We start from the raw sequence: 22,961 nt of genomic DNA on the forward strand, positions 1-22,961 counted from the left end.
CAAAGCGCAGCGTGCCCAACCCGCGCCCTCATCGCAGGGATCAGTTGGGCACGCTGCGCTTTGCCCACCCTACAGGTTCATGGTGGTTTTGAATCGTTCCTTAGTGGCTAAAACGACTATGGATTGAAAGAGGTTGACGCCGAATCTCATGAAAATTGGCGCAGATATCTCAGATCGTTCTCAAAATTTAGGCGGATGTCGTCGATTCCGTAACGAAGCATCGCCAAGCGCTCCACCCCCATGCCGAAGGCGTAGCCCAGATAGCGATCGGGGTCGATGCCGACGTGCCGAAACACCTCCGGATAGACCATGCCGCAGCCGAGCACCTCGAGCCATCCGGTCTGCTTACACACCCGACAACCGCTGCCGCCGCAGATGACGCACTGGATGTCGACCTCGGCCGAAGGCTCTGTAAAAGGGAAGTAAGAGGGTCGGAAGCGAAGCTCCAAATCCCGCTCGAAAAAGTTCCGCAAGAAGTCGTAGAGGACACCCTTGAGGTCGGCGAAGCTGACCTGCTCGTCGACCAGCAGACCCTCGACCTGGTGAAACATGGGCGTATGGGTCAAGTCCGAATCGCAGCGATAGACGCGACCCGGCGCAATGATCTTGAGCGGCGGCGCCTGCTCTTCCATCACCCGGATCTGGACCGGGGAGGTGTGGGTGCGCAGCAGCAGCTCGGCATCGAAATAGAAGGTGTCGTGCATCGCCCGCGCGGGGTGGTGCTCCGGGATGTTGAGCGCCTCGAAGTTGTGATAGGCGTCCTCGACCTCCGGCCCTTCCGCGACGGCGAACCCGGCATTGGCGAACAGGCGCTCGATGCGCCGCATCGCGCGGGTCACGGGATGCAGTCCGCCGGGCCGCCGGCCGCGTCCGGGGAGACTCACGTCAATCCGCTCGGCGGCGAGGCGCGCGGTGAGTGATGCCTCTTCCAAGACGACCTTGCGCCGGTCGATGGCAACCTGGACCGCAACCTTGGCCTGATTGATCTCCTGACCTGCTGCGGGTCGCTCATCGGCCGGCAGCGTGCCGAGCTGCTTGAGCAGCGCGGTCAGCTCCCCGCTCTTGCCGAGATAGCGCACGCGCACTTGGTCGAGACCGGCGAGATCGGCCGCGGCCGCGATGGCTTCGAGCGCAGCGGTCTGCAGTGCCGCGAGACCGAGTCCGATGTGTTCAGCCATAGTCGAGTCTTCCGGCTGGGTGTCTGGTCCGCCGCGAGGCCGTGAAACGAAAAAGGGAAAGACCGGGGCCTCTCCCTCTTATATCGCCGCGAAACCCGGGCGAGAAAGGAAACAGCTTAGGCCAGTGCGGTCTTCGCTTGATCGGCCAGCGCGGCAAAGGCGACGCTATCGTGATAGGCGATGTCGGCGAGCACCTTGCGATCGACATCGACCCCGACCTTCTTCAGCCCGTCGATGAAACGGCTGTAGGAGAGACCGTTCTCGCGCGCGGCGGCATTGATGCGCGCGATCCAGAGCGTACGGAATTGGCGCTTCTTCTGGCGGCGATCGCGGTAGGCATATTGACCGGCCTTGATGACGGCCTGCTTGGCGACCCGATAGACCTTACTGCGGGCACCGTAGTAACCCTTGGCCTGATCAAGGACCTTTTTGTGACGAGCGTGGGCGGTAACACCCCGTTTAACGCGTGGCATTCTTTGACTCCTGGGATTCGTTCAAGCGCAATGCGATCAGCAGTATGGGATCATCCGCAGCGCGGCCCGCACATCCGCCTTATGGAGCCGCTTGGGCGCACGCAATTGGCGCTTCCGCTTGGTGCTCTTCTTGGTCAGGATATGACGCCGATGAGAGGAATTGCATTTGACCGAACCGGAGGCAGTGCGCTTGAAGCGCTTCGCCGCCCCGCGATTTGTTTTCAGCTTGGGCATGGGTTTTTTACTCCGCGATTTGCCGAATGATTGTATTGCGACGCCTGTCGAGCCGAGGTTTTTTCAAGACGGCATCTGTCATATCGACCAATGCCGTCTCCTTGAGACACTCAGTGTGATTCGCCCGTTGGCTTGACGATGCGCGTCGCTATTTCTTTTTGGGGCCCAGCACCATCACCATTTGGCGTCCTTCCATCTGGGGTTGTTGCTCCACGATGCTGAGGGCTGCAAGGTCGTTTTCGATCCGCTTCAAAAGCTCCAGGCCGAGCTCCCGGTGCGCATGCTCGCGCCCGCGAAACCGCATGGTGACCTTGCCCTTATCCCCTTCGTTGAGGAAACGCGTCAGGCTGCGTAGTTTGACCTGATAGTCTCCTTCGTCCGTTCCCGGACGAAATTTCACTTCCTTGATCTGAACCTGCTTCTGCTTTTTCTTGGCTTCGTTCTTCTTCTTCTTCTGGTCGAAGAGAAATCTGCCGAAGTCCATGAGACGACACACCGGAGGCTCCGACGTCGGAACGATCTCCACAAGATCGAGGCCCGCTTCCGTGGCCATCTCCAGTGCCTCGCGCGTATTGACGACTCCGACCTGGTTTCCGTCCGCGCCGATCAGACGCACTTCCGGTACGTTGATCTCCTTGTTGACGCGGTTTCTCTTTGGTGCAGCGATAGCAGGTTCCTCCAAAAGCACTGATAGACACGACGCGCACGACGCACTCGCGGCCCCTTGGTTAGGCCGGGCGTCAGTGGGTCCGGTTCGCGATCTCTTCGCTCAGACGGTCGATAAAGGCATCGAGCTGAAGGATTCCGAGATCCTGGCCCGCGCGGTCGCGAACGGCAACGGAGCGGGACTCGACCTCCCGATCACCGACGACGAGCAAATAGGGTACTCGTTGCAGGGTATGCTCGCGGATTTTAAAGCCGATCTTCTCGTTTCTCAAGTCCGTCTCGACCCGGAAGCCTTTACTGCGCAAGGTCTTAGAGACATCTTTGACATACTCCGCCTGCCGATCCGTGATATTCATCACGATCGCTTGGGTCGGCGACAACCAAACCGGCAATTGACCCGCATAGTGTTCGAGCAGAATCCCGATAAACCGCTCCACCGAGCCCAAGATCGCGCGATGGATCATCACCGGGACCTGCTTGCTGTTGTCCTCGGCGATGTAGTGCGCACCCAAGCGTCCGGGCATCGAGAAGTCCACCTGGATGGTGCCGCACTGCCAGGCGCGACCGATACTGTCGTGCAGGGTGAACTCGATCTTGGGGCCATAAAAGGCACCCTCGCCCGGCTGCACCTTGAAGTCCAGGCCCTTCGCCTTCAACGCCTGGTCGAGCGCCGCCTCGGCCTTGTCCCAGAGCTCATCGCTGCCGACGCGCTTCTCCGGCCGCAGCGAGAGAGCCAGATCGATCTCGGTGAAGCCGAAGTCACGGTAGGTCTCGAAGACCATATCGATTAGGGTCGCGACCTCGTCCTGCAGCTGCGCCTCGGTACAGAAGACGTGCGCGTCGTCCTGGGTGAACCGGCGTGCCCGCATCAGCCCGTGCAAGGTGCCCGAGGGCTCGTTGCGATGCACCACACCGAACTCGGCGATGCGCAGCGGCAGATCTCGATGGCTCTTGAGACCCTGATTGAAAAGCTGGATATGACCGGGACAGTTCATCGGCTTGATCGCATAGTCGCGATCGTCCAAATGGGTCGTAAACATGCCGCCGGCGAACTTGTCCCAGTGACCCGAGCGCTCCCAGAGCGAACGATCGAGCACCTGCGGGGTCTCGACCTCTTGGTAACCGTACTCGTCGAGCTTCTCGCGCATGTAGCCTTCGGCGAGACGGTAGATCACCCGCCCCTTGGCATGCCAGAAGGCCATACCCGGCGCCTCGTCCTGGAAATGGAACAGATCGAGCTGTTTGCCGAGCTTGCGATGATCGCGCTTCTCGGCCTCTTCCAAACGATGCAGATAGGCCGCCAGCTCCTTCTTGTCGCGCCACGCGGTGCCGTAGATGCGCTGTAGCATGGGGTTCTTCGAATCGCCGCGCCAGTAGGCACCGGCCAGCTTCATCAGCTTGAATCCGTTGCCGAGCTTGCCGGTGCTCGGCAGATGGGGTCCGCGGCAGACGTCGAACCAATCGCCCTGGCGGTAGACGGAGACCACCTCGCCCTCGGGGATGATGTCCTCGATGATCTCGACCTTGTAGTGCTCGCCGAGATCGGCGAAAACCTGTTTGGCCTGCTCGCGGTCCCAAACCTCGCGAACGATCGGAAAATCCCGCTTGACGATCTCGTGCATGCGCACCTCGATCGCATCGAGATCCTCGGGTGTGAAGGGCTCGTCGCGGGCGAAGTCGTAGTAGAAGCCGTGCTCGATGGCAGGGCCGATGGTCACCTGCGTGCCGGGATAAAGCTCCTGCACCGCTTGGGCCATCACATGCGCGGCGTCGTGACGCAACAGCTCAAGCGCCGTCTCCTCGTCCTTGGCGGTGACGATCGCCAGCTCGGCATCCCGCTCCATGACAAACGAGGTATCCACCAGAACGCCGTCGACCCGACCAGCAAGCGCGGCCTTGGCCAGGCCGGCTCCGATGGAGGCGGCGACGTCCCGAACGGAAACAGGGGAATCGAACTGACGCTTGGAACCATCTGGCAGGGTCACGACGGGCATAACGAAACCTTCAAGGTGCTCAGTGGTGATCGATACGAGGGATCACATGAAAAAACCGCCAGCTTCAGCGCGGTGACGCCGACGTGAGTCGAGCGGCCAACGGCCGGAGCTGGCGGCTGATGTTTGGTAGGCGCGATTGGACTCGAACCAACGACCCCCACCATGTCAAGGTGGTGCTCTAACCAACTGAGCTACGCGCCTGTCGCTGCGAGCCCGGAATAATACAGCCCCCAACGATCTTTGCCAAGTCCTTTTTCATCGACCCTGGGCTGCCTGTATGGAGGTTCGGAGCTATGCTTCACTCGACCAACCCACAAGGCGATGCCCGAGAGCACTCCGACATGACACGCGCGGCAAAGATCAACACACCCGCCACCTCGCCCGACACCGACTTTCATGCTTGGGCGCTCCAGACGGCCGAGGCCATTCGTGCACGGCGATTTGCAGGGATCGATTGGGATGCCGTTGCCGAGGAGGTCGAGGATATGGGACGAAGCGAACGGCGTGCGCTGGAGAGCCGACTGGAGGTTCTCTTGGCGCATCTCATCAAGTGGCGATTCCAGCCCGAGGCGCGATCGAGCTCTTGGACCGGCACCATCAAGGAGCAACGACGCAAGGTACAGCGCCTGCTGACTCAGAACCCGAGCCTACGTCCACGGCTTCCCGAGATCGTGGCGGAGGTCTACGGCAGCGCCCGTGCCATGGCCGAGCGCGACACCGGGATCGACGAATCGACCTTCCCCTCATCCTGCCCGTGGAGTCTCGGCAAAATCCTGTCGGAATCCTTCCTGCCCGATCACGGCTGAAGCAGCGACCCGCCTCCTCGTCCGGATCCGAGCGCTTTTGCCTTGTCGTGCGGGCCCGCGTCGAACCCGGCTCGAAGCTCTTTGCTATCCCCTATACGCACCGGCTTTTCCGTTTTCAGGTCGCTAAGTCACTGTTCAAAAATTTGTTTCCAACCACCCACAACTATCCACTATCCACTATCCACTGCGTTGATGTCCGAAACGAGGCGCCGCAAGAACATGACCATCATCCGCGAAACCGATTTTGTCCAAAGCATCGCCGACGCGCTGCAATTCATCTCCTACTATCACCCGCACGACTATATCCAAGCCCTGACTGCGGCTTACGAGATCGAGGAATCGCCGGCCGCAAAGGATGCGATGGCTCAGATCCTGGTCAATTCCCGGATGTGCGCGGAGGGTCACCGGCCGATCTGTCAGGACACCGGCATGGTCGTGGTCTTTCTGAAGATCGGCATGGAGGTGCGCTGGGACGCGACCATAGGGATTCAGGCGATGGTCGATGCGGGCGTGCGCAGAGCCTACAGCCATCCCGACAACGTGCTGCGCGCATCCATGGTCTCGCCCCCCATCGGTGAGCGCAGGAACACGGGGGACAACACGCCGGCCGTCGTGCATGTCGAGCTGGTGCCCGGCGATCAGGTCGAGGTGCGTCTGGCGGCGAAGGGAGGCGGCTCCGAGAACAAGGCGAAGTTTGCGGTCTTGAACCCGAGCGAAAGCCTGGTCGACTGGGTGCTCAAAACGGTTCCGACCATGGGTGCGGGTTGGTGCCCACCCGGAATGCTCGGGATCGGGATCGGCGGATCCGCCGAAAAGGCGATGCTGCTCGCAAAGGAGTCGCTGATGGAGCACATCGACATCCACGAGATCAAGGCGCGCGGGCCTGCGAACCCCATCGAAGCACTGCGCCTGGAGCTGCACGAGAAGGTCAACGGGCTCGGCATCGGCGCGCAGGGTCTCGGCGGGCTCACCACGGTGCTGGATGTGAAGATCCTGACCTATCCGACCCATGCCGCCTCGCTCCCGGTCGCCATGATCCCGAACTGCGCGGCGACGCGACATCTGGAATTTACGCTCGACGGCTCCGGGCCGGTTGCGCTCGTTCCGCCGAGCCTGGACGATTGGCCGGCGATCACCTGGGACGCGGCCGCCGGGGCGCGTCGCGTCCATCTCGACGGCCTGACCCGCGAGGAGATCGCGACCTGGCAGCCGGGCGAGCGTCTTCTGCTCTCGGGCAAGCTGCTGACCGGCCGGGATGCCGCGCACAAACGCATCGCCGATCTCCTGGATCGGGGCGAGCGCCTGCCCGAGGGTGTGGATCTCACCAACCGCTTCATCTACTACGTCGGCCCCGTCGACCCGGTGCGCGACGAGGTCGTGGGTCCGGCCGGACCGACCACGGCCACACGGATGGACAGGTTCACCGACCAACTGCTCGAACGCACCGGACTGATCGGGATGATCGGCAAGGCCGAACGCGGTCCCGCGGCGATCGACGCCATCAAGAAGCACGGCGCCGTCTATCTGATGGCCGTCGGCGGCGCGGCCTTCTTGGTCGCCAAGGCGATCAAGTCGTCGCGACTGATCGCCTTCGAGGAGCTCGGGATGGAGGCGATCCGCGAATTCGAGGTCGAAGACATGCCGGTCACCGTCGCCGTCGACAGCCGCGGCGAATCCGTGCATCAAACAGGTCCGGCCAAGTGGCGGAGCAAGATCGGGTTGATCCCAGTGCAGATCATCTAGCGGAGGTGGTTTAGTGGAATCCTATCGCGCATTCCGGATCCATCAAGACGCGCAGGGTCACCGCGCCGGCATCGAGACGCTCCAGAAAAAGGCCCCCGACACGGACGAGGTCTTGGTGCGGGTCACCCATTCGAGCGTCAATTACAAGGATGCACTCGCCGGCACGGGACGCGGCAAGATCCTGCGCACCTTCCCGCTGGTCGGCGGGGTCGATGCGGCCGGCATCGTGGAGCAATCCAACGATCCCGCCTACCGAGCCGGCGATGCGGTCGTAGCCACAGGTTGGGGCCTGAGCTTCGACCACGACGGCGGCTATGCCGAGTCTCTGCGCGTGCCTGCGACCTGGCTGACCCCGATTCCGGTCGGGCTGGACCCGCGCTCGACCATGATCATGGGCACCGCCGGATTCACCGCGGCGCTCGCGGTGCACCGAATGCAGGTCAACGGTCAGCGACCCGAGATGGGCCCGATCCTGGTGACGGGCGCAAGCGGCGGGGTCGGCTCCATGGCGATCGCGATCCTCGGCCGACTCGGCTACGAGGCGGTCGCGCTCTCGGGTAAACCGGAGCTTGCAGACTGGCTGAAGGCGATCGGCGCCGCTCGCATCATCGGGCGCGATGCACTGGCCGAGGCAAAGCGGCCGCTGGAGAAGGCCCTCTGGGGCGGTGCCATCGACAATGTCGGCGGCGAGATCCTGGCACAGATCACGCGCACCACGGTCCCGAACGGGAACATCGCCAGCATCGGGCTCGCCGGCGGCCATCTGCTGGAGACCACCGTGATGCCCTTTATCCTGCGCGGGGTGAGTCTGCTCGGCTGCAACTCGGTGGATGTCCCGCAGGCGCTGCGCACCGAGCTGTGGGGTCATCTAGCGAGCGACTGGCGCCCGGCCGACCTGGACCTGCTACTCGGAGAGACCGTCGATCTGGATGGTCTGCCACGGGTCTTCGAGGAGATACTCGCGGGTAAGACGCACGGGCGGATCCTGGTGCAAATCGCGCCTCTGTCTGGCGCGGATGGCGGCTCAGGCGCGAAGAACGCGTAGGGCCGTAGGATGGGTAGAGCGAAGCGACACCCATCCTCCCCGCGCCAACGCCCCAAGAGAAGCGGACGGCCCCGTAGGTTGTGCCGAGCCGTGCGAGGCATAACCAACCGTTGGCGAACGTTGTGCTTCCTAGCGTCAGCACAACCTACGGACTGAATTCGTGCACCGGCAATGTAAAGGCGCGCAGGACGCGCAGACGAGGGCCCGAGCATGCTCGGGCCACTCTGCATCCGTTCAGGATGCCTGCTTGTAGTAGTGGTGAATCTCGTCGTCGCGATAATGGCTGTCGGTCCAGCAGCGCGGCAGCGACTCGTCCGAGATGAACATCAGCTCGGCCTTGTCGAACGTCTCCGGCTCCTGGGCCTCTTCACCATAGTGATAGCGCCCGACGATCTTCGGGTGCATCGGATTAAACAGGTCCCGCTGACTCAGGACCTCGAGCATCTTGCCGGTAGTGCGATGCTTGAGAAACATGGCTTGACCTCCTGCGCAAGGGATTGATCCGTCGTCTTCAAGTATGACACCGGTTCGGCCCTTGACAAGGTCCGGCAATGCCCTCCGGCTCGCCTCAGCCACCTTGCTCGGCCGATTGCGCCGGGGTCAAGGTCTTGATCGACAGGGCGTGCAGCTCCCCGCTTGCGATCTGCGGCTTGACGGTATCCATCACCAGACGCTGCTTCTTGATCGGCGTAAGGCCCTCGAAGAACTCGCTGACGACGACGGCATCGAAATGGCTCCCGTCTCCGGAGACCTGGACCACGGCGCCGGGGATGCCCTGGCGGATGAGTTGTGCAACTGCTTCGATTTCCAACGGTAACTCCCGATAGCCTGGATTCCTGTTGACGACCCGGCGAGCCGGCGCGGTCGCGCGCTCGCCGCCAAGCCTGGTAGATAGGGCTTTCCAGTCACGGAGCAAGCACAGGAGCCCGCCACGCGGCATGGGCGACGCTACGCCGAGCCCGCAGACCGGCCAGCGCGCACTACCCCAAACGGTGGACCCAAACCCGCTCTTCGCCCGGATCGAGCTGCCGGGCCTGGGCGATGTCGCGGCCGTGGTGCGTGAAGAGGATCACCTGCGTCTTGGCCGAGAAGTCGGCCAGGGTCGCGAGTGTGGCGAGCGCGCGCTCGTCGTCGAACTGGATGAGGATGTCGTCGACGACGAACGGCATCGGCTCGGCGGCTTGGAGATACTGCTCCAGGTTGGCAAGGCGCAGCGCCAGATAGAGCTGATCGCGGGTGCCCGTGCTCATCGCCTCCACGCGCAGTCGCTCGCCGCTGTTGCGCAGACCGACCAGAACGGGCTGGTCGGCCTCGTCGAAATCGGTCTCGACCGCACTGAAGGCACCGCAGGTCAGGCGCGCGAAATAGCGGCTGGTGCGCCCGAGGATCGGGTCGCTGTTTTGGCGGCGGAAGCGCTCGATCTCGTCGCGCAGAATGCGCGCACCGAGCTTGAGGCGGACATACTGCTCGGCATGGGTGCGAATGCCGGCGAGGAGCTGTTGGGCCTCCTCGGCGAGTGCGGCGGCGGTGCCCTCCCCGCCCATCGCCTTAAGCGCACGATCGGCGTCGGCCTTCTCTTCGATCAGCGCGCGGTGCGCGGGACGCAGCTCCTGCTCGAGGCGCGCGTCGATCTCGGCCAGCCGCATGACGACCCGATCCTGATCGACGGCGACCGCCTCGTGTGCGAGCGCATCGATCCCGAGGCCGTCACCGGCGCGCATGAGTGCGCGCTCGACATCCGCAAGCTCGGCGGCAAGTCGCCGTCGGTCACGGACGCGCTCCTCGATCAGCGGCAATTGCTCCGGCGCGTCGCACGCGGCCTGACGACAGAGCTCCGCGAGGACGCGATCGGCCGCCGCGATCGCCGTCTCCGACTCGCGAATCTCCTCCTCCGTGCGATTCGCCTGGGCACGCAGCTCGTCGAGTCGCGTCTTGATGGCGCGTTGCTCGTCGAGCCGCGCATGCAGCGTCAGGATCGCCTCCGCCACCGGACGATCCAGCAGATCGACCGCAAGCCGACCGAGACATTCACGAGTTTGGGCGACAAAGGCCGCGGCATCCCGATCGATGCCGACAATGCGCGACCTCAAGACCGCCCCGGCCTCGACCTTCGTCACCGCATCCGCAATCACCTGAAGATCGTCCGAGACATCGCCCGGGCCGGCATCCGGCGCGAGTCCGAGCTCGGTCATGAGGGCGGTCCAGTCCGTCTGCCATGCGGCGTGCGCGGTCTCTGCATCCGACAGATCGCGGCTCAGGTGTCGAGCACGCCCCTGCAGCTCCGCGACCTCATGCTCCAGCGCAAGACGCGCACGCACGCCCTCCTCCGCGGCGCGCAGTCGCCCCTCGGCCAACCCGATGAGTCCGCCGAGCTCAGTCGTGGTCAGCCCCGTGGATCCGAGGTCGAGGGTCGCGTCCGGGGGGCCGAGTGCGCGCAGGAGCGCCGCGCGATGCGATGCCCGCACCGCCTCGCGGGTCGCGATGCGTTCGCGCAGCTCCTCGGCCTGACCGATCCGCTCGCGAAGCCGCGCGGCACGCGCGAGCCAGGGCAGCATCTCGGCCGGCGGGAGCGGGGTCAGGCCGCAGGGCGACCAGAGCCCATGCCATGCCTCCTCGGAACGGGTGACAGACAAGGTCAGCTCGGCCAGTGCGCGCTCGGTCTCGTCAAGCTCACGCTGCGCGGCCTCCAGTCGTGCGCGGGTCGTCGCCCGGTCATGGACGCGCCCGGCCTCGCGACGCAGCCGATCGGCGACCTCGTCGGCCCCGGCCAATGATCCCTCGAAGGCATCCGCGAGGGGGGTTTCGACGTCGTACAGCCGTGCCTCGGCGCCGACATCCTCGCCGCCGAGCCATGCCCGCTTCACGAGCGACCAGCCCCGATCGCGATGCGCGCGGGACTGCGACAGATCATCCTCGGACGGCACCGAGCCGCTCAGCTCCAGCACACGCAGGACCTCTTCGCACCTTAGTCGCTCGCCACTCACCTCCGAGCTCTTCGCCTCCAAGGTCTGCCTTTGCTCATTCAGCGCGCGGGTGTCGTCCGCGAAGCGTCGCAGACTCTCCTCGTCCGGGAGCGGTGCAGCGAGCAGATCGGCCAACCCGCCCGACCAGAGCCCGAGTGCGGACAGCCCCTGCTCGCACGCCTTCATCTGTGCCGCCAACGCCAGGCGTTCCTCGACAAGCGTTTGATCCAGGTCGCCGGTGCGGCGCGCCGCATCGAGCGCGGTCTGCAGATCGGTCGAAACGACCGCCGGGGGCAGCTCGGCAAGCGCCGCGGTGCGCAACCCGAGGCGCTCTTGCGTCTCGGCGAGATCGGCACGGGTCTTGGCGAGTGCGTCGATCACGGCGGCCTTGCGGGCGCCGAGCTCGGTCGCACGGCGTCGGCGCGCGAGAAGCGGCTTCAGTCGGCTCACATCGGCAGGAACAGGCCCCTGCGCGAGGTCCGGCCGCACCTGCAGCAGCAGCGCGCTCGCCTCGGATTCTCGGCGCACCAGCTCGGCGACCAGCTCGGTGCGATCCTGCGCGGCCTTGCGATAGCTGCCGAGCCGCTCGCGCAGGTCGTCGATCGACTCGGACTCCCGAAGCAGATCGTCCGAAACGGCACCGCTCAGCTCGCGAACGAGCACGCGCAACCCGTCAAGCCGGTGTTGTGCATTGGCCTGGGCTTCGGCGGCGCGGGCCAGTTTCGCGACCGACTCCTCCCGGCGTGTGGCGAAATCCTCGGCAAGCACGGGCACGACGCCGATCCCCTCCACCTGCTCCCGCAGCCGGGCCATGCGCACCAGATCCGGGAGCGTGCGCCGAATGCGTTCGAGCCGGCTGCGCTCGAGTGTCATCTGCGCGATCTCCGTGTCCATCGCCGCCAGCTCTTGAATCGCCCGATCGAGCGACGCCTTGGCCTGTTCCCAGTCACGGACCGAGAGGCTCGCATCGCGCACGCGGCGTTCGGTCTCGCCGAGCTCGCCGATCAAGGCATTGATCCGCGGCTTGGATGCGCGCGGCAGAAAGAGTCCGTTGGCCTCTTGATCGAGTCGATCCAGAACCCGGTGAACCGCAGTTGCGCCGAGCGCGGTCCCGAACAGCGCCTCGGCCTCCCTGCCCCGCTCTTCGAGCAGGGTTTGGCCGCCGCCGACCAGGCTTTCGTAGTCGACCCCGAAGAGGCGCTCGAACAGGCCGTCGTCCACCTCGCCCAGGAAGGGCAGCAGCGCATCCTCGCCGATCGCCTTTCCGTCCGGATCGAGCAGGGTGCTCTTGCGGCCCTTACGTCGGAGGAATGCAAGCTCCTCCCCGTCGTGGTTGCGCAGACGCCCGCCGAGACGCAGCTCTTGCTTGCCGTGTCGAAAGTCATCGCGGGTGCGCTCCTGGATCCCGAAGAGCAAGCCCCGCAGTGCACGCAGGGCCGAGCTTTTTCCGGCCTCGTTGGGACCGAAGACCAGGTGCAGGCCCTCGCAGCCGCCGCTCAGATCGAGACGGCGGTCGGTGAAGGGGCCGAATGCGCGCAGGTCCAGCTCCAGGATCTTCATTCTTCGTGCTCCGGGCCGGCGCCTTGCCCACGCAGCCGCTCCACCAGGAGCGCCTTCACGTCCTCGAGGCAGCCGGCGAGATACTCGGGGTTCGATGGATCGAACGGATCATCGCCGCCGCGTAAAGCGGGTGGCAGCTTAACGGCCAGCGCCTCGACCTCCTCGCTCAGTGCGGAGAGACGCTCGCCGTCGACCTTCAAGGCGTGGATGGTGCGCAGCAGGCCGCCGAAGGCATCCTCGCGCGACAGCTCTGAGACCGGCGACGTTGGATGTGTCTCGACGACCAGTTTCTCGATCCAGACATCCGCCAGGCCCCCGGAGGAGACCAAGGCGCGACACTCGTTGAGCAGGCGCTCGTGCTCGGCATGCAGACGCGAATGGATCGGACTGCGTCCGGTCAGGCGCAGGCGCGTGGCGAGGAGACGGCCCTCGGCCGCGTCCGACGCCGCGGCGAGCGAATGCTCGACCAGCGGCAAGATCTTGTCCAGGCTGCGCACGTCGGTCACATTCACCGGGCAGATCGTCCAACGCACGACATCGAGCGCCCGCGGCTCGATCTCCACGACCTGGCCCTCCTCGACCCGCACCAGGGTGCAGCCTTTCGGCCCCGTCTCGCGGATATGGCGGCCCTGGATGTTGCCCGGAAAGACAATGAAGGGGTCATCCGCGATCAATTCGCGCTGGTGGACATGCCCGAGCGCCCAATACTGGTACCCTTTTGCTCTCAAACCATCCAGGGTGCATGGTGCATAAGGCTCATGGCCGGGTCGCCCGTCGAGCGAGGTGTGAAGCAACCCGATGTTGAAGAGTGCGGGATCGCCTTGCGGATAGGCCCGGCTCAGGTCGTCCGTCACCGCGCGGCTCGGAAACCCTTGACCATGGATGGCCACCCCGAGGTGCTCGAGGACCCAGGTCTCGGGCGCCCGTGTGGCGAAGACCGAGAGATTCGGCGGCGGGCGCAGCGCCCGGGTGATCTGGCTTGCAGCATCGTGGTTGCCGGCGATCAGGAAGACCGGGATCCCGTGATCGTTGAGACGACCCATCTGGCCGGAAAAGAAGAGTCCGGTGTTGTAGTCCCGCCAGTCCCCGTCGTAGATGTCGCCGGCCAGCAGAACGAAGTCGACCGATTCCTCGATCGCGAGTGCGACCAGATTCTCGAAGGCCCGGCGGGTCGCGCCGCGGATCTCCTCGACCGGTGCGCCCTCGTAGCGCTCGAGTCCACGCAGCGGGCTGTCGAGATGCACATCGGCGGCATGCAGGAATCTCAAGGCGACCTCCTCGTTCCGTGGGTTTTGGTCCCTGTCACCGAGGGTGCGTCGGCGGCGAAGACCGATTCGCTCGGCTCGATTTCCAGGTGCGCAGCGCCATATCCGCGGAGTGCGCTTGCCGTTCAACCGCGTGTTCCGGGATCAACTCAACCAGAAGAGGCCGCCGATGATCCGCTCCAAGATCACTCAGCGCGAGCGATCCGATCCGCCGCCGCATCGGCACGACACCGACTCCGCTCGCGCCTGGTCGCTGATTCTGAGTGCCGCACGACTGGCGCGCAATGCCGCCTGGTCACTCGAGCATCCGCTGGCCTTGCGTGCCGGCCCCGACGGACGGGTCTCGCCGGTCGACCCGGGGCATCGCTCGCAAGCGGATCTGCTCTGGCTCCCTCACGCGGGCTGGCGCGCCGGAGATCGGGAAGCGGATCGCACCGAGGTTGACCATGACGAGGATCCGGCGCTCGCACTCTTCGATCTCTATCTTCCTTTGTGCCGCCCGCATCCGGGTCCGGTCGAGGTCATCGCCCATCTCGGTCAGAGCATCGACGGCTACATCGCCACGGCCGACGGGGATGCCCGCTTCGTGACCGGCGAGGCCAATATTCGCCACCTGCACCGCATGCGTGCGCTCAGCGACGGCGTGCTGGTCGGGGCCGAGACCGTCGCCGCGGACGATCCGCGCCTGACCACGCGGATGGTCCCAGGACCGAATGCGGTACGGGTGGTCTTGGACCCGCGACGACGTCTGTCCTGCGAGCGTCATCTGTTCAACGACGGCGAGGCCGAGACACTGCTGTGTTGCGATCGCGCCCGCATCCGGCCCGGCGAGAAACACCACGGGCAGGCCGAGCTGATCGGGGTGCCGGCCGAGTCCGACGGGCTCGATCTGGGTGCGCTTTTGAACGCGCTCGCCGAGCGGGGTCTGCGCAGGATCTTCATCGAAGGCGGCGGGGCGACGGTCTCGCGATTCCTGCAGGCCGGGCGGCTGTCGCGCCTGCAGATTGCGGTCGCCCCGCTCGTCATCGGCAGCGGCCGGCCGGGTGTGCGACTGCCGCCGACCGAGCGCTTGGCGGATGCCTTGCGCCCGGCGACGCGCCTCTTTCGTATGGGCGAGGATGTGCTTTATGACTTCGAGCTGTGCGCGGGAGCGCCTGATCATTCCCCCGATGCGCCACCCCAAATTACGATCAACGAAGTTGCAATCAGCCGAGCGGAACTCTCCCGCATCCGCTAGGCCCGCGGCGGGATGGCGAGAAGCGGCGTAGGTTGTGCCGAGCCGTGCGAGGCACAACCAACCGTCGGCGGAAGTTGTGCTTCCTATCGTCAGCACAACCTACGAACGTGGTTTTCTCGGAAACCGCCTAAGCCCGCCGCGGGATGGCGAGAAGATCGCGATGACCGACGTTGATTCGGGAGCAACCGCGCTCGACGGCGGCGAGCCGAACCGCCTCCCAGTGGACGATCGCCGCCTGATCCGATGCGGGTACCTCTTCGCGGGCTGCACTGGACCAGCCGCGGATCAGGGCCGCCTGCAGCTCCCGCTCCGAGCGCCGGATCCGCCAGTCGCTCGTCCGCACCTCGACCCAATAACCCTGCGCGGCCGCCAGGATCGCCAACCGACCGTTCGCGCTCGGTCCCAGGGCCGGGCCGAATCCCTTGTCGCGACCCTGGTGGCGATTCACCGCCTCGATCACCTCGCGATCGAGGCTCAGGGCGGGCTCGAAGGCGACACGGCCGTCGTAGGTCAAGGCCGTTAGGATCGGCGCGCGGACCTTCGCGCACTGCGAGACCAACGCGGCGAGCCAGGTCTCCGACACCAAGTCGAGCAGCGCCGAGGCGGTGACCAAACCGATGCCTTCGATCGGAAGCTCGGCCGAATCGCGCGCGAGGTCGAAGCGACGGGTCGCCAGCGTGCAGGTCAGGTCAGGCTCGGCCCCCGTGACCCGTTGATCGGTCCCGTCCCAATCAAACCCCGATGTCTGCGCCCAGGCTTGGGTCTCGTCCGCCAAGCGATCCAAGAGCTCGGCATCGGCATCCAGGCAGAGCCATGCTTGCGCCCCTCCCAAGGCCGGCGCCAAGGCACGCAGGTTGGAGCCGGTGCCGCACCCCAGGTCGAGCACCTTCAAAGGCGCTATCTTCGGAAGATGCGGACGCAACAAGACCGGAAGATCCGGCGCGCGGGCCCGCCGATCCGCAGGCCCGCGCAGTCTCAACCAAGCCACGTCGAAGTCACCCATTGCACACCTCGTCGAGGACGTCCATGAAATCGCCGCTCGCATCGTCCCATGAGCGCAATCGAGAGCGCGCCGACCGCGCGCCCGAAGCAAGCCCGGCGCGGAGTCCGGGGTCGTGGAGGACCCGCGCCAAAGCGGTGCGAAGCGCCGCAGGATCGTCCGGCTCCACCAAGAGCCCCGAATCCGCGGGCACCAGGTTCGGGATCGGCCCGATCCGGGTGCTGACGATCGGCAGACCGCGCGCCAGGGCCTCGGTTAGGACCATCCCGTAGCCCTCGAAGCGCGTCGGCAGGACGAAAAGGTCGGCCCGATGATAGAGCGCCGCGAGACGAGACTCCTCGACCTCGCCGGTAAATCGAACGCGCTCGCTCAGGCCCAATTGCTCGGTCAAACGCTGCAAGGCCGTGCTTGTCGCGGGACAACGGGTCAGACTGCCGACACAGTCGAGCCGCCAGGATCGGTCCGCCAGAGCGGCGAGCGCCTGCAGGAGGATGTCGTGGCCCTTACGAGGTGTCATGGCGGCGACGCACAGCAGGTTCGGCTCGGACGCCCCGGAGCCGACTGCAAGAGGTGCGGCATCCGTTCCGGGCTCCACCACTCGGATCCGGGCCTGCGAGACCCCGTAATCGCCGGCGAGCAGATCCGCGGTGGCGCCGCTGGTCACCACGATCAGACGCGCAGCGGCCAGGGCAGCGGTCTCGCCGATGCGCAAGGCTTCGACGCGCGTCGCGGCGAGTCCTGTTTCCAAGGCGAGCGGGTGATGGACGAGCGCGATCAGACGCAAGCGCCCTCGATGGCGCGCGGCACTCTCGCCCAGCAACCCGAAGGCCAGTCCATCGACGACAACCCCGGAATCGTCCGGGATACCGGCGAAACAGCGATCCGCATCGACCAATGCCTCGACAGTCGGCCGAGGAAAGCTGTCGTCGAGACGCTCGATCTTCACCGACCGGCCTGCATTGATCAGGCCGTCGATGATCCGCCGATCATAGCGATAACCGCCGGTCGCTGTGCTCGGATCGCCCGGGATCAGGAACCTGAGCGGACCCGAAGCGCTCACGGGCGCGCCGGAGGCGGCAGCTCCGACGCATAGGCCGCCCAAGCGACGTGTGACTCGTTCAACTGCACGCGCATACCCGTGATTGCACGGGCACCCTCGCCGAGCGCGCCTGCGCTCAATTGCGCGGCCATGCGATCGAAGATGACACGCGCGAGGAATTCGGTCGAGGTATTGCAGCCTTGAAAGGCCGGATCCTCGTCCAGATTCCGATAATCCAGATCGGCCAGAAGCGTGCGCAGTGTTTGGCTGGCGAGCCCGATGTCCACCACCAGCCCGTCCGCGTCCAACTCGGGACGACGGAGCTCGACATCCACCACATAGGTGGCCCCGTGCAGCCGCTGTGCCGGTCCGAAGACCTCCCCTCGAAAACTATGCGCGATCATGATGTGGTCGCGAACACAGACGCTGTACATGCTGTCTTCTGCCCCGGTTGTTGTACACGCAGAAAGAATAACCGAAACGGCGTCCGTCGGCTCAGTGATCCGCGGACGAGATCCGCCCGGGATCCGTAGGGGTATCATCCGGACCATCGACAGAGTCCCGACCGGAGTGCAGCCATGCCGCGCAAGACCTTGCCCATCGGTATCCAGACCTTCCGCGAGATCCGCGAGGAGGACTATTACTATGTCGACAAGACCGGATTTGCGCTGAGACTCATCGAAACCGGCAAGTATTACTTCCTCGCGCGCCCGCGCCGATTCGGCAAATCGCTGTTTCTCGACACCCTGGGCGAGCTGTTCTCCGGCAACGAACCGCTGTTTCGGGGGCTGTACGCGCATGAGCGCTGGGACTGGGGACGGCGCTTTCCGGTGGTTCGATTGAGCTTCGCCGACGGGGTGATCCGCAGCCGCGCGGAGTTGGACGAGAAGATCGGCGAGCTGCTGGACGAGAACGCGCGGGACCTGGGTGTGGAGATGACGCATCGCAGTCTCTCGGGGCGATTCTCGCAACTGGTCCGCCTCACCGCCGAAGCGCACGGCGAGCGCGTGGTGGTGCTGGTAGACGAGTACGACAAACCGATCCTGGACAACCTACTCCAGCTCGAACCCGCCCGCGAGATTCGCGACGGTCTGCGCAACATCTATTCCGTGATCAAGGGATCGGATGCCCACATCCGCTTCGCCTTTCTCACCGGCGTGTCGAAATTCAGCAAGGTGAGTCTCTTCTCGGGTCTGAATAACCTCAACGACATCACGGTCGATGCCCCCTATTCGGCGATCTGCGGCTACACGGAGGCCGATCTCGACAGCGTCTTCGCGCCCGAGCTGGCAAATCTGGACCGCGACCGGATCCGCGCCTGGTACAATGGCTACAACTGGACCGGCGAACCGGTTTACAACCCCTTCGATCTCCTGCTGCTGTTCGACAAACACGAGTTCCGTCCCTGGTGGTTCGAAACCGCCACGCCGACCTTCCTGGTCGACCTGCTCGCCGCGCGCCACACCTTCCTCCCCCGGCTCGAAGGCCTGCTCACCAGCGAGCATCTGCTTTCATCATTCGATGTCGATCACATCGCGACCGAGGCCCTCTTGTTTCAGACCGGGTATCTCACCATCGACGCCGTTGTGCCCGTCGGCGATATCCTCCGATACCGACTGCGGTATCCGAATCAGGAGGTCCGTGCCAGTCTCAACGGGGCCCTGCTCGAGCAGCTCACCGCGCGCGACCCCGCCACCATCGAGCACGGAACGCGGCTCTACTCCCTGCTCCTAGCCAACGACTTCCCCGGATTGGAGCAACTCTTCGCCGCTTTTTTCGCCGGCATCCCGGCCGACTGGTACCGCAACACTCCGATCGCCCGTTACGAGGGCTACTACGCCAGCGTCTTCTACGCCTATTTCGCCTCGCTTGGACTGGACCTGACCCCGGAGGACACCAGCAATCAAGGTCGGCTCGATCTCGCACTGCGTTTCAACGGCCAGGTCTATCTTTTCGAGTTTAAGGTGGTGGAGCTGGTCCCGGAGGGGCGCGCGCTTCGGCAGCTCAAGGATCGTGGCTATGCCGAGAAATACCGCGCCTCAGGTCAGCCGATCCATCTCGTGGGCGTCGAATTCAGCCGCGAGAAACGTAGCGTGGTCGGATTCGAGGTCGAAACCCTTCGCGCTTGATCATGGATACCGGATGCGATGCATCAGCACATCGCCCGGATCCGTTGCCAAACGTACCTGCAAAGCCGGCAGATCGTCGAACGCATCCTCGCCGCTGATCAGGCCGTCCAATGCTGGATCCGTAAGCAGTGCCAGCACAAGACCGAGACGCCGCCGGTAATCCCAACGTGCACGCTGTGCGGTGGCGACCTGACCGACTTGGGAGGAGCGCAAGGTCAGGCGGCGCCGGTGGAAGGCCGCGCCGAGCGGCAGGATCACCTGCTTGGTGCCGTACCAGCTCAGCTCCAGGACGGTTGCCTCGAAGCCGGCCAGCGCAAGCGCCTGCTCCAAACCCGCCGAGGCGCCGCTGGCATGGATGACGAGGTCGGCATCGCCGCGCGCATCCGCGGGCGCGGCAAAGTCGACGCCGAGCCGCTCGGCGATCTCGGCGCGGCGCGGATTGATGTCGATCAGCTCGACCCCGCAGCCCGGGATACGCGCGGCCAACCAGGCGCAAAGCACGCCGACCGACCCGGCGCCAATGACGGCGATGCGATCGCCGATGCGGGGTGTGGCATCCCAGAGCCCGTTGACGGCGGTCTCAAGGTTCGCCGCCAAGACCGCACGTCCCGGCGGAACCGCGTCGGGGATCCGATGCAGAGCCTCGAGCGGGACGCAATAGGCGTTTTGATGCGGGTAGAGACAGAAGACCGTCTGCCCGATCCAGTCCGGCGGACCGGCCTCGACGCGGCCGACGTTGCAGTAGCCGTATTTGACCGGCCAAGGGAAGTCGCCGGCCTGAAAGGGTGCACGCATCCCGGCGTACTCGCTCGGCGGGACCTCGCCGCGCAGAATCAGCGCTTCGGTCCCGCGACTGATGGCCGTGTAGAGGGTACGCACGAGCGCTTCACCGGGGCCGGGCGGCGGAAACGACTCATCGCGAAGCTCGCCTTGCAGGGGGCCGGTGACCCAGTAGGCGCGGGCACACGTCGGGGCTTCTCGCTGCGACAACGTTGGGTTCGATCGGCTCGCGCTCCTAATCGACTCGCCGGGCATAGATGTCTCCCGAGTTGGCGGTGTGCGGCAAGGTATCGAGCCAGCGGCCGATCGCGGCTGCGTCGACCCAGACGTCGTGGACAAAGATATAGGACTCGCCGAAAACGGCGTTGAACCGCGCATAACCCAGCCTCGAACACTCGGCCAAGGCGCTGCGTGCGACGTCCTTCTGGATCGTCGTGAATTCGAACGACAAGGCATCGACCGGCCGGGTCAATCCGCCGAGGACCTCGGCCTCGTAACCCTCGACATCGATCTTGATGAAACGCGGCATGCCGTGGCGCTCGATCAGATCGTCCAACCGCGTGCAGGCGACCTCGATCGCGCCGTCCCAATACTGCGCCTCCCACCCCGGCGCATCCCGCGCCGCCGAGATGAAGCCGGTCGAGAGCGTGCTCACCGTCGGGTTGTCGCGGTTCAGGCGCAGATCCGCCCGACCAGACGCTCGCCCTACCGCCGTCGCCTCGATCCGCACCGCCGGGTCGCGTCCGTAAAGCCAGCGCAGCGTGCGCACCAACATCGGCTGCGGCTCGACCGCCAGCACGCGGGCGCCAATCCGCCGAAAGCAGCCGATCCGATCGCCGACATGACTGCCGATGTCGAAGGCCAGATCGCCCGGGGCGAGAAAGGCGCGATAGAAGGCGTCCATACGGGACCGACGTCGATGCAGATAGTAGATCCTCAAGGATCGCACCACGCCGAGGGCGGCCCGCAGGCCATCCCTCCGGGCGGAACTGCGGTCAGTCGCCACCGATCGAATCCGCCGCAACCTGATCCGTTGCCGGCACATGCGCTCGTTGCCGGTCAACCGCGGGAAGCCCGAGCGATTCGATCAAGGCCGGCGGATCGACTTCCTCCGGGATCCGCCAGAGACCGATCCGCGCCAGCCAGGCGCCGAGGGTCGGCCAGGCGGTCAGCACGGCGATCGGCACGGCGAGCAAGGCGCCGAAGATGAAGGGAGAGACGAGAACCGCCCCGGCGGCGTCGGTCGAGATCAACCAGAGCATCGCCGCTAGCCCGAAGAGGGTCTGCGGCCAGAGCCGCCGCATGGCCTGCGTGACCTTCAGGCGATGGGTCTCGCGACGCTGCGGTGACCAGACGATTGCCTTGCCGAACAGGAGTCCGCCCATGAAGAGGGTATGCGCCAAGGCCATGACGGGCGCGATCAGGGTCGAAAAAATGATCTCGCCGATGGCGCCGGCCGTCAGACGGAGGCCGCCGCCGAACTCGGCGCGCCCCTGTCGGGACAGCAGCAGGCTGCCCAGGGTTGCGAGCTTCGGCGCGAAGACCATCGTCATGACGAGAGCGAAGATCGACCAGCCGAAGATCGGATCGAACATCGGGCCGGACTCGGGCACGCGTCCGATCTGCAAGGCCGCAAGCGTCATGAAGAGGACCCATGCCGGCGAGCCGATGAACATGAGGATCGCCAGCACCAACTGGACCCGCCCGATCGGGTGAAGCCCCGGCGTTCCGAGTAGGCGAAAATACTGCAGGTTGCCCTGACACCAGCGCAGATCGCGTCTGATGAACTCGATCAAGGTGGGCGGATTCTCCTCCCAGCTTCCGCGCTCTTGCGGCAGCACCCGCACCGCATAGCCGGCCCGACGCATCAGCACCGCCTCGACCTGATCGTGGCTCAGGATCCAACCGCCGAGCGGCGGGCGACCCGGCAGCGGGTCGAGTCGACAATGCGCGCGAAAGGGCTGCACGCGCAGGAGCGCGTTGTGTCCCCAGTAAGGACCGCTGTCGCCTTGCCACCAGGCACTGCCGAGCGAATAGGAGCGCATCCCCAGACGCATCCCGAACTGGAAGATCCGTGCAAAGGCGCTCGTCGACGGCAATCCGACGACCAGGCTCTGCAGAATGCCCAGACGCGGGTTGCGCTGCATGATGCCGACCATGCGCAGGATCGTCTCGGGCGCCATCAGGCTATCGGCATCCAAGACCAACGCGAAATCGAACCCGTCGCCCCAGCGTGTCATGAAGTCCTGAATATTACCCGCCTTGTAACCGAGATTGTCCGGCCGGCGCCGATACCGGATGCTCGTCAGCGGCGACCAGCGCTCCCGCAAGCGCTGCACCCCCGCCTCTTCGGCCTCGATACATTCAGGCCACGTGGAGTCGCTGAGAACGAAGATCTCGAATGCCTGTCCATAACCCGAGTGCTGAAGACCCTGAATCATGAGATCGAGATGACGCACGACCCGCTCCGCATCCTCGTTGCGGATACAGCTCAGGATCGCGGTCTTGGCGATGACCGCATTCGACGGATCGACCTCGAGGCGACAGACTGCGGCGGCCGGGTCGCGATGTCGACGCATCAGAGCAAAACCGACGACGGCATTCCAGAAGCCGATGACCGTCCATGGCAAGGTCAGCCCGAAGCACAGGGTAAGAATCGCATCGAGAAGGTCGAAGCCGCCGCTCGCCAGGGTGGCGACCATGAGGGCGACAGCCAATAGGATCGTAGCGACGACCGCAAAGAAGAACAGGGCACGCCGACGCGAGATGATCGCCGCAGCGGCCTTCACGCCTTCCGGGTCGGTGACATGCGTAAGGGGAGAGGCGCGATCCGTCAGCATCCGATACTC

Annotated in this window: 20 protein-coding genes and 1 tRNA gene; 5 read left to right on the forward strand and 16 right to left on the reverse strand. The window is 65.0% G+C overall.

The window, feature by feature from the left end; translation table 11 throughout:
- Window positions 1–146 precede the first annotated feature (146 nt).
- The 6 genes from pheS to AADX97_RS13680 form a co-directional block, all read right to left on the reverse strand.
- Window positions 147–1,178 (reverse strand): phenylalanine--tRNA ligase subunit alpha, encoded by a 1,032-nt coding sequence (gene pheS, locus AADX97_RS13655; protein ID WP_374234149.1) that lies wholly within the window; start codon window positions 1,176–1,178, stop codon window positions 147–149.
- Between the two features lie 116 nt (window positions 1,179–1,294).
- Complete coding sequence (rplT, locus tag AADX97_RS13660) at window positions 1,295–1,651, reverse strand: 50S ribosomal protein L20 (RefSeq protein WP_374234150.1); 357 nt, start codon at window positions 1,649–1,651, stop codon at window positions 1,295–1,297.
- A gap of 36 nt (window positions 1,652–1,687) precedes the next feature.
- Window positions 1,688–1,885 (reverse strand): 50S ribosomal protein L35, encoded by a 198-nt coding sequence (gene rpmI / locus AADX97_RS13665; protein ID WP_007194184.1) that lies wholly within the window; start codon window positions 1,883–1,885, stop codon window positions 1,688–1,690.
- A gap of 148 nt (window positions 1,886–2,033) precedes the next feature.
- A complete protein-coding gene (infC, locus tag AADX97_RS13670; RefSeq protein ID WP_374234278.1) occupies window positions 2,034–2,567 on the reverse strand; it encodes a translation initiation factor IF-3 in 534 nt (177 codons plus the stop codon).
- Window positions 2,568–2,625: 58 nt separating this feature from the next.
- On the reverse strand, window positions 2,626–4,545 hold the full coding sequence (thrS, locus tag AADX97_RS13675) for a threonine--tRNA ligase (protein ID WP_374234151.1): 1,920 nt from the start codon (window positions 4,543–4,545) through the stop codon (window positions 2,626–2,628).
- Between the two features lie 124 nt (window positions 4,546–4,669).
- Window positions 4,670–4,746: transfer RNA gene (locus tag AADX97_RS13680), tRNA-Val, on the reverse strand.
- 92 nt (window positions 4,747–4,838) lie between these two features.
- Here AADX97_RS13680 and AADX97_RS13685 point away from each other — a divergent pair.
- The 3 genes from AADX97_RS13685 (at window position 4,839) to AADX97_RS13695 (ending at window position 8,139) form a co-directional block, all read left to right on the forward strand.
- Window positions 4,839–5,351, forward strand: a complete 513-nt coding sequence (locus AADX97_RS13685; RefSeq protein WP_374234152.1) for a DUF29 domain-containing protein — start codon at window positions 4,839–4,841, stop codon at window positions 5,349–5,351.
- Between the two features lie 219 nt (window positions 5,352–5,570).
- Window positions 5,571–7,094, forward strand: a complete 1,524-nt coding sequence (locus AADX97_RS13690; protein ID WP_374234154.1) for a fumarate hydratase — start codon at window positions 5,571–5,573, stop codon at window positions 7,092–7,094.
- A gap of 13 nt (window positions 7,095–7,107) precedes the next feature.
- Window positions 7,108–8,139, forward strand: a complete 1,032-nt coding sequence (locus AADX97_RS13695) for a YhdH/YhfP family quinone oxidoreductase (RefSeq protein WP_374234155.1) — start codon at window positions 7,108–7,110, stop codon at window positions 8,137–8,139.
- Window positions 8,140–8,373: 234 nt separating this feature from the next.
- Here the strand turns inward: AADX97_RS13695 and AADX97_RS13700 are convergent, their stop codons facing one another.
- The 4 genes from AADX97_RS13700 to AADX97_RS13715 form a co-directional block, all read right to left on the reverse strand.
- Window positions 8,374–8,613 (reverse strand): acetyltransferase, encoded by a 240-nt coding sequence (locus AADX97_RS13700; RefSeq protein WP_374234157.1) that lies wholly within the window; start codon window positions 8,611–8,613, stop codon window positions 8,374–8,376.
- 94 nt (window positions 8,614–8,707) lie between these two features.
- Window positions 8,708–8,950 (reverse strand): BolA family protein, encoded by a 243-nt coding sequence (locus tag AADX97_RS13705; protein ID WP_374234158.1) that lies wholly within the window; start codon window positions 8,948–8,950, stop codon window positions 8,708–8,710.
- 169 nt (window positions 8,951–9,119) lie between these two features.
- Entirely contained in the window at window positions 9,120–12,662 is a 3,543-nt protein-coding gene (locus AADX97_RS13710) for an AAA family ATPase (protein ID WP_374234159.1), read from the reverse strand.
- Window positions 12,659–13,930 carry an exonuclease SbcCD subunit D gene (locus AADX97_RS13715; protein WP_374234161.1) on the reverse strand — a complete coding sequence of 424 codons (1,272 nt, stop codon included), beginning with the start codon at window positions 13,928–13,930 and terminating at the stop codon, window positions 12,659–12,661. The genes AADX97_RS13710 and AADX97_RS13715 overlap by 4 nt, the downstream gene beginning before the upstream one ends.
- Before the next feature lie 166 nt (window positions 13,931–14,096).
- Between AADX97_RS13715 and AADX97_RS13720 the strand changes: the two genes are divergently transcribed.
- Window positions 14,097–15,164: a RibD family protein gene (locus AADX97_RS13720; RefSeq protein WP_374234162.1), complete on the forward strand. Its 1,068-nt coding sequence runs from the start codon at window positions 14,097–14,099 to the stop codon at window positions 15,162–15,164.
- Window positions 15,165–15,291: 127 nt separating this feature from the next.
- Here the strand turns inward: AADX97_RS13720 and AADX97_RS13725 are convergent, their stop codons facing one another.
- The 3 genes from AADX97_RS13725 to AADX97_RS13735 are packed head-to-tail and all read right to left on the reverse strand — an operon-like array spanning window position 15,292 to window position 17,637.
- Window positions 15,292–16,167: a class I SAM-dependent methyltransferase gene (locus AADX97_RS13725; protein ID WP_374234163.1), complete on the reverse strand. Its 876-nt coding sequence runs from the start codon at window positions 16,165–16,167 to the stop codon at window positions 15,292–15,294.
- Window positions 16,160–17,224, reverse strand: coding sequence for a glycosyltransferase family 4 protein (locus tag AADX97_RS13730; protein ID WP_374234164.1), 1,065 nt, complete (start codon window positions 17,222–17,224; stop codon window positions 16,160–16,162). Before AADX97_RS13730 ends, AADX97_RS13725 begins: the two co-directional genes overlap by 8 nt.
- The gene (locus tag AADX97_RS13735; RefSeq protein ID WP_374234165.1) at window positions 17,221–17,637 is read right to left on the reverse strand and encodes a 6-pyruvoyl tetrahydropterin synthase family protein; all 417 of its coding nucleotides are present in this window, start codon (window positions 17,635–17,637) and stop codon (window positions 17,221–17,223) included. Before AADX97_RS13735 ends, AADX97_RS13730 begins: the two co-directional genes overlap by 4 nt.
- A 144-nt stretch (window positions 17,638–17,781) precedes the next feature.
- Between AADX97_RS13735 and AADX97_RS13740 the strand changes: the two genes are divergently transcribed.
- Window positions 17,782–19,332: an ATP-binding protein gene (locus AADX97_RS13740; RefSeq protein WP_374234166.1), complete on the forward strand. Its 1,551-nt coding sequence runs from the start codon at window positions 17,782–17,784 to the stop codon at window positions 19,330–19,332.
- On the opposite strand, the gene AADX97_RS13745 is transcribed toward AADX97_RS13740, so the two are convergent.
- From AADX97_RS13745 to mdoH, 3 genes are read right to left on the reverse strand one after another with little or no spacing between them, the layout of a single operon-like run.
- The gene (locus AADX97_RS13745) at window positions 19,333–20,322 is read right to left on the reverse strand and encodes a zinc-binding alcohol dehydrogenase (protein ID WP_374234168.1); all 990 of its coding nucleotides are present in this window, start codon (window positions 20,320–20,322) and stop codon (window positions 19,333–19,335) included.
- Between the two features lie 25 nt (window positions 20,323–20,347).
- The gene (locus AADX97_RS13750; protein ID WP_374234169.1) at window positions 20,348–21,118 is read right to left on the reverse strand and encodes an FkbM family methyltransferase; all 771 of its coding nucleotides are present in this window, start codon (window positions 21,116–21,118) and stop codon (window positions 20,348–20,350) included.
- Window positions 21,108–22,952, reverse strand: coding sequence for a glucans biosynthesis glucosyltransferase MdoH (gene mdoH, locus AADX97_RS13755; RefSeq protein WP_374234170.1), 1,845 nt, complete (start codon window positions 22,950–22,952; stop codon window positions 21,108–21,110). Before mdoH ends, AADX97_RS13750 begins: the two co-directional genes overlap by 11 nt.
- Between the last annotated feature and the right edge of the window lie 9 nt (window positions 22,953–22,961).

Source organism: Thiocapsa sp. C2-2m, assembly GCF_041903745.1.
Lineage (GTDB): Bacteria > Pseudomonadota > Gammaproteobacteria > Chromatiales > Chromatiaceae > Thiocapsa > Thiocapsa roseilacustris.

What these genes read in the sequence shown, in the direction of transcription:
- mdoH (WP_374234170.1), bottom strand. Translation starts at nt 22,952, where the DNA reads ATGCTGACGGATCGCGCCTCTCCCCTTACGCATGTCACCGACCCGGAA.
- AADX97_RS13700 (WP_374234157.1), bottom strand. Translation starts at nt 8,613, where the DNA reads ATGTTTCTCAAGCATCGCACTACCGGCAAGATGCTCGAGGTCCTGAGT.
- AADX97_RS13710 (WP_374234159.1), bottom strand. Translation starts at nt 12,662, where the DNA reads ATGAAGATCCTGGAGCTGGACCTGCGCGCATTCGGCCCCTTCACCGAC.
- thrS (WP_374234151.1), bottom strand. Translation starts at nt 4,545, where the DNA reads ATGCCCGTCGTGACCCTGCCAGATGGTTCCAAGCGTCAGTTCGATTCC.
- AADX97_RS13720 (WP_374234162.1), top strand. Translation starts at nt 14,097, where the DNA reads ATGATCCGCTCCAAGATCACTCAGCGCGAGCGATCCGATCCGCCGCCG.
- rplT (WP_374234150.1), bottom strand. Translation starts at nt 1,651, where the DNA reads ATGCCACGCGTTAAACGGGGTGTTACCGCCCACGCTCGTCACAAAAAG.
- rpmI (WP_007194184.1), bottom strand. Translation starts at nt 1,885, where the DNA reads ATGCCCAAGCTGAAAACAAATCGCGGGGCGGCGAAGCGCTTCAAGCGC.
- AADX97_RS13740 (WP_374234166.1), top strand. Translation starts at nt 17,782, where the DNA reads ATGCCGCGCAAGACCTTGCCCATCGGTATCCAGACCTTCCGCGAGATC.
- AADX97_RS13690 (WP_374234154.1), top strand. Translation starts at nt 5,571, where the DNA reads ATGACCATCATCCGCGAAACCGATTTTGTCCAAAGCATCGCCGACGCG.
- AADX97_RS13725 (WP_374234163.1), bottom strand. Translation starts at nt 16,167, where the DNA reads ATGGGTGACTTCGACGTGGCTTGGTTGAGACTGCGCGGGCCTGCGGAT.
- pheS (WP_374234149.1), bottom strand. Translation starts at nt 1,178, where the DNA reads ATGGCTGAACACATCGGACTCGGTCTCGCGGCACTGCAGACCGCTGCG.
- AADX97_RS13685 (WP_374234152.1), top strand. Translation starts at nt 4,839, where the DNA reads ATGCTTCACTCGACCAACCCACAAGGCGATGCCCGAGAGCACTCCGAC.
- AADX97_RS13735 (WP_374234165.1), bottom strand. Translation starts at nt 17,637, where the DNA reads ATGTACAGCGTCTGTGTTCGCGACCACATCATGATCGCGCATAGTTTT.